At 55.5% G+C, this 6,000-nt stretch carries 5 protein-coding genes; 2 read left to right on the top strand and 3 right to left on the bottom strand.

Translation table 11 applies throughout. From position 1 onward, the window contains the following. Positions 1-22 precede the first annotated feature (22 nt). The gene (locus A3AI_RS0117095; RefSeq protein ID WP_024516769.1) at positions 23-484 is read left to right on the top strand and encodes a MaoC/PaaZ C-terminal domain-containing protein; all 462 of its coding nucleotides are present in this window, start codon (positions 23-25) and stop codon (positions 482-484) included. 374 nt (positions 485-858) lie between these two features. Next, positions 859-3,645, top strand: a complete 2,787-nt coding sequence (gene tnpC, locus A3AI_RS0117090; RefSeq protein ID WP_036048529.1) for an IS66 family transposase — start codon at positions 859-861, stop codon at positions 3,643-3,645. 350 nt (positions 3,646-3,995) lie between these two features. Here the strand turns inward: tnpC and A3AI_RS0117085 are convergent, their stop codons facing one another. The 3 genes from A3AI_RS0117085 to A3AI_RS0117075 form a co-directional block, all read right to left on the bottom strand. Continuing rightward, positions 3,996-5,162 carry a saccharopine dehydrogenase family protein gene (locus tag A3AI_RS0117085; RefSeq protein ID WP_024516767.1) on the bottom strand — a complete coding sequence of 389 codons (1,167 nt, stop codon included), beginning with the start codon at positions 5,160-5,162 and terminating at the stop codon, positions 3,996-3,998. A gap of 203 nt (positions 5,163-5,365) precedes the next feature. After that, positions 5,366-5,521: a hypothetical protein gene (locus tag A3AI_RS48770; RefSeq protein ID WP_198030127.1), complete on the bottom strand. Its 156-nt coding sequence runs from the start codon at positions 5,519-5,521 to the stop codon at positions 5,366-5,368. A 34-nt stretch (positions 5,522-5,555) separates the two neighbouring features. Continuing rightward, on the bottom strand, positions 5,556-5,798 hold the full coding sequence (locus tag A3AI_RS0117075; protein WP_024516766.1) for a hypothetical protein: 243 nt from the start codon (positions 5,796-5,798) through the stop codon (positions 5,556-5,558). Positions 5,799-6,000: the final 202 nt, after the last annotated feature.

Below are 6,000 nucleotides of genomic sequence, written 5' to 3'. Positions count from 1 at the left end.
TCGCTTGGTAGAGGATTGACCGATGAGCAGCGGATACTTTGAGGATTTCGAAATTGGTGATAGCCGCAAGGCTGGTCCCTATCTGGTCTCTAAGGCCGAAATCATTCAGGTCGCGAAGCAGTTCGACCCCCGCCCCTTCCATATCGATGAAGAGGCTGCTGCTCGTTCCGTCTTTAGGGGATTGACGGCATCTGCCGCCCACACGTTCTCGATCTTCATCTTTCTAACCAATAAAGTGCAGCCACCACTCCGTGCGCTTGCCGGACTAGGTTATGATGAGCTGAGGCTGCCGAACGCTGTTCGCCCAGGCGACGAGCTAGACCTCGAGTCGATCGTCTTAGAGAAGCGAGAGTCGAAGTCGAGACCAGATACGGGAATCATTCGCAGCCAACCCCACCTACGCAACCAGAGGCGCGAAACAGTGTTCCAGTGTGTCAGCAGTGTTCTCGTCGCAAGGCGACCGGCTGAGAAAGCGTCGACGTAACGGTTAGCCGGGTACGCTCGGTCGGTTTTTCGATCAGATGTCTGCTCAGGGTCAATCGCGTCGATTTGGCCGTGCACCGATGACTTCCGGTCTTCCCTCATAAGCAGACCTTTTTGGTGTCCGTCTGCATGTCTCAAACGGGCCGGGAGCGGACATTCGGTGGCATTTCCGATGGAGCGAGAAGCAGCCCACAGACCCCTGACCGCGAGGTGCCATTTTGGGTAGGATGCGCTGCAATCCTCGAACCGAAAGGCACATGCGGATAGCTTGCGTGATTCTATGTGAGCCCCGCAAGTTCGAAGGGCTAGATCAGGTGGATTCCACCTAACTCGAACGGAGTGCAGGCCGGATAGCCTTACTCAACGGGTGTGAGAATGAAAATTACTTCAGACCTGCTTCATGCCTACCTAAAGTGTTCCACGAAGTGTTGGCTGCGAGCCACCAACGAACCCGCTACCGAAAACGATTACCCAAAATGGGTGAAAGCGCAGAACCACTCTTACCGCACAGCCGAGGTCGCTCGGCTGGTCGCCGCGTGGCCCACAAACGAGATTGCGCGCTCTCCAGACTTGAAAGAGGTCAACACCGCCTCATGGCGCTTAGCCACCAATTTGATGACGGGCGCACAACTGGACTCAAACATTCTAGAGACCGATCTCCATGCGATCCAACTCGTGCCAGCCAAGGATCGCGGCCCGATACACCTAATTCCGATCCGTTTTATTTTCACCAACAAGTTGGATAAAGACGACAAATTGTTGCTGGCGTTCGATGCCCTTACGCTCTCACAATCGCTGGGACGCGAGATCAGCGTTGGCAAAATAGTCCATGGCGACAATCATGCCACCTCGAAGGTGAAGATTTCTACATTGGTCAGCGAGGTACGAAAACGCGTCGATAAGATCGCAGTGCTGTTGACCGGTTCTGCACCACCGGAACTTGTATTGAACCGTCATTGCGCCGAGTGTGAATTTCAAACTCGTTGCCACTCAGAGGCGACTCAGCAAGATGACCTTAGCCTCCTTTCGGCTATGACAGCGAAAGAGCGTAAGAAGCTAAACAACAGAGGTACCTTTACCGTCAAGCAACTCTCGTTCGCATTTTTGCCGCGTCGCCGGCCCAAAAAAATGCGCAACAAGCAGGAGAGATATCACCACTCACTGAAGGCACTGGCGATTCGTGAAAAGAAACTCCACATTGCCGGTCGACCGGAGCTGCGGATCGAAGACACACCGGTATTTTTCGATGTCGAAGGGATTCCTGATCGTGACTTTTACTACCTTATTGGTCTTCGACTCAGGAATGGCGATTCAGTAGTTCAGCATAGTCTCTGGGCTGACACCGCAGCAGACGAGGCGCAGATCTATTTCCAATTTCTCAACATACTCAGGACCATTGATAAACCGTCGCTAATCCACTACGGCGCCTTCGAGACAGAGTTTTTAAAGCAAATGGGTTCGCGTTACGGACTCTCACTTGAGACGGTCCTCGAAAACAATGGAAACCACGGCCCGACAAATCTTCTGTCAGTTATCAACGGGCAGGTCTACTTTCCAACATATTCAAACAGTCTGAAGAGCATTGCTCGTTGGCTTGGCTTCGAATGGTCCAACACGTCACTAACTTCTGTCAAATCGATTGCTTGCCGCCGTGACTGGGAGGCGTCGCATAATAGCGCACTGAAACGTGCACTTGTTGAATACAACGCAGAGGACTGCCAAGCAGCGGAAATTGTCGCCCAGACGCTGCTTCAACTACATTCTACGGACCTGCACAGCGGACAAGGATCTGAACACACTGTCTATGTAGAGTCGCTCAGGAGTCCGCGCAAAATATGGGGTCCATTTAAGAGCGAATTTAAAGAATTTGAGAAGATCAGTGCGGCAGCATGGTGGGACTATCAGCGAGATAGAATCTGGGTTAGGTCTAAAAAGCTAGCCGAACCGAGGGCGTCTCAATTGAGACGAGCGCACCTCGGGCCACACAGCCATCTTCCTGTAAGCAGAACGATTATTTATCCCAAGCTGTCTTTCTGTCCGTCCTGCGGCGGAGACTTAGCTGAGCGTTCAGTTTGCAAGCGGATACTGTACGATCTCGTGTTCGGCAAATCTTCCGTAAAACGTTGGATTGTGCGATGCCAATTCCATTATTATTGGTGCTCGCATTGCAATCAAAAATTTGGTGAGCCCAAGGAGTTCTGGCCCCAAAGTCACCTTGGCCGCACTTTGGTCGCCTACGTTTTATATCATACAGTTGAACTTTGTATTCCGTTTCAGACAGTCGAGGAAATCCTGACTCGTTGCGTCAAGCTGGACATTTGTTCGCGGACATTGGCGACCGTTAAAAGGACGGCAGCCAAGCGATACGAGTCAACCTACAAGACCATCCTTAGCCATCTTTTGGGCGGAAGTCTGTTGCATGTGGATGAGACGCAAGTCAGCATCAGAGGTGCTACTGCTTACATCTGGGTCTTCACTAATTTGCACGACGTTGTCTATTTGTACAAGGAGAGCCGCGAAGGGGCATTCCTTCAAGAGATGCTAAACGACTTTAAGGGCATTTTGGTGAGCGACTTTTTTACAGCCTACGACGCTCTTAATTGCGACCAGCAAAAATGTTTGATTCACTTGATGCGCGAACTGAACGATAACGTTCTTAAGCACCCGTACGATGAGGAATTGAAAGACATAGTGCGGGAATTCGCTGGGTTGCTGAAGCCGATTGTCGATACGGTAGATCGCAGAGGCTTAAAGAAGCGCTTTTTGGGAAAGCACCAATTGGACGTAGAGCGCTTCTACCGGAAAATTGCTAAACTGGACTGCAAAAGTGAGGAGGCTACGAAGTGTAGACATCGATTTGTAAAAAACCGCAACAAGCTGTTCACGTTCTTAAATCACGACGGCGTCCCGTGGCACAACAATAATGCGGAGCATGCGATCAAAGCGTTTTCTAAATTGAGAGATATTACTCGCGGAAGCTTCACAGAGAGGTCGGTCAAAAACGACATGATCCTGTTGAGCATTTGCCAGACATGCAAATACAGTAATTTGGAGTTTTTTGATTTCCTTCGTAGCGGGCAAACGGACATTTATGCCTACGCGGAGAGTGTGCGTGGGCGAAGGCGGACAAGGCGGCGTCAGCAGGCGGGCGTATCCCAGTGACAGTGTTCGGCGCGATAGTCGCCAGTTACGCGAGCATCGCAGAAATCCGACTGAAAGGGTTGCAACTTCCGCGTTGGCGCCTCCTCGTGAGAGTGCAGCCGGCCACGAGAAGGGACTGCGCAATCGCTGCGATGCGGTGAGGTCCGGTTCGGGTCACACCCGGAAGAACTCAGATCGAGCATATCGGGTCCGCTTCACTCCCACAGAGCAGACATCTGGCGGACATGCCGGGTCGGCCGCTTGGGGCCAGAACCGGCCATTGAGCCAGATTTGAGGTCGCGTTCGCCAAGCCGCGCTTTCGTTGGTTACGATCCACGTAATCCAGCACGCCGCTGCGGTTCTGAGCATTATCAAAACCCGCTGAAGGTCAGGCCCGCGCGCTCCTCCAGACGCTTGCGCAACGTCGGCCCCATCAGCGCGCCCGGCGTCCAGATGCCGCCCTCGCCCTGCACGTCGCGCACGAGGCAGAGTGCGCTCTCGGCGATCATCTTGCTGGTCGAGCCGTAGCCCGGATCGCGGTCCCCCGTGACTACCGCCTCGACCCGTCCGCGATCCGGCAGTTCGCCCAGGAAGAGGATGTCGTAGAAGCCCTTCTCGCGCTCTTCCCGTGTCGGACCTGCGCCGGGTTTGAGACCGGTCCGGAGCAAGGAAGCCATAGTGGCGAACGTCTCCGTCGTCACGCGAGCGATTTCCCCTAATCCCGGCGCGACCATCATCTCGTCGTAGACGAAGTCCGTGCCGTAGGGATGACCCAACAGGAAATTCGTGCGGTGCACATTCTTGGTATTGATCGGCGCCATCGGGAACGGCACGAGCCACACGTTCATGCTCGGGTCGTATTCGGGAATCAGGCCCGACGGCTGAGACGGCCCGGTGAACCCCGGCGTCAACGCGAAGGGATCGCTCAGCAGCTTGATCAAGGCCGGGTCGCGCGCGGCGGCGGCCAACGTCGCTCGGGCGCTCGCCGCGGTGCCGCCAGACATGCCACCTTTCACCTTGCGCAGGCGGGCTTTGACCCGCCGCGCCGGGCATCCGAATTTCTCGCGCGCCTTCTCCTGCAATGTGAGCACGCCGAGATCGAACGGGATGGAATCGAAGCCACAGGAGAAGACGATGCGCGCGCCGGTCCGTTCCGCCTCTTCGTGATGGGTGTCGATCATGCGCCGCACCCAGGCCGGTTCGCCGCACAGATCGACATAGGCCGTGCCCGTGGCCGCGCAGGCTGCCACAAGCTCGGAACCGTGGCGCTGATAGGGCCCGACCGTCGTGATGATCACGGCCGCACGCTCGCACATCGAACGCAGGCTGGACGGCTCGGCGGCATCCGCCTTAACCAAACGCAAATTGTCTGGTGCGCCGACGTCGGTACGCACCTTCTGGAGCTTGTCGGTCGAGCGTCCCGCGATCGCCCAGGACGGAGCATCGTCGCCGCGATAGGACGTCGCCAGATATTCGGCGACGAGACGGCCGGTGTAACCCGTCGCGCCATAGACGATGAGGTCGAAGTCCCGCTTCACGACGTGGATCCTCCTCGAGCCCCGGGAGAACTAACTTGAGATCCGTGTGCAATCTCTCTGTATGCTTCGCGGCCGCCGTCGCCAGGGGCCACGCAACATTCGTTACCAAGCCGCCGCTACTCCCCAAACTCGGACCGGTCTTCGCCGGCTGGATCGCACAAGCTTGCCTGGCAGTCTCATGCGATCACCTCAAAGCATCCTGCTTAGTCCTCATCCGGCTCGCGCACAACCGGCGGTTCGTCGGCGCCGTCCTCTTCTTCCTCGTCCTCTTCGTCTTCATCAAGATCTCGGGGCGGTATCGTGTCGCCCATGATCGCGAACGGGCTCGTGGGAAGTTCCTCTGGTGTGTGTGTGATCATGTTGTTGCTCCTCGGACGTGGGCCTGAGGGACCGTCAATCCTTCGCCTTCAGTTGCGTTTCATTTTCCGCAATAAACGCACGAATCTCATCGGACATGCTCAGAAGCTTCAACCATTGCTCTTTATATAACGTCACTGGAAAGCGCCCCATTCCGTAAACGGAGACGGCACCCTTTTCACTTACCTTCATGCGGATGCCCTCGGAAGCTCCTTTCTTCAGAGCCTCGTTCTCCCTGCGGAGACGTTCGAGCTCAGCTTTCATTTCATCGTCGGGCATGGCATTTCCCTTTCGCCGTTTCATCGCGGTGGCCGCAAACCGCAGGATTATGCGGAGTATAACAGCTCAGGGCCGCGCATCGCAGCAAAAGCGGACCGCTCATGTCTCAGATGTGTCAAAAGCGTCGGTGTTGCCCAGGCACTGGCCATGTCCGGTGTACCCCTAACAGCCGACACGTGGGCGGATGCTGGATTTTGCTGCT

The organism is Bradyrhizobium sp. Tv2a-2 (genome assembly GCF_000472425.1).
Taxonomy (GTDB): Bacteria; Pseudomonadota; Alphaproteobacteria; order Rhizobiales; family Xanthobacteraceae; genus Bradyrhizobium.
This window is presented reverse-complemented; position numbering and strand designations above follow the sequence as displayed.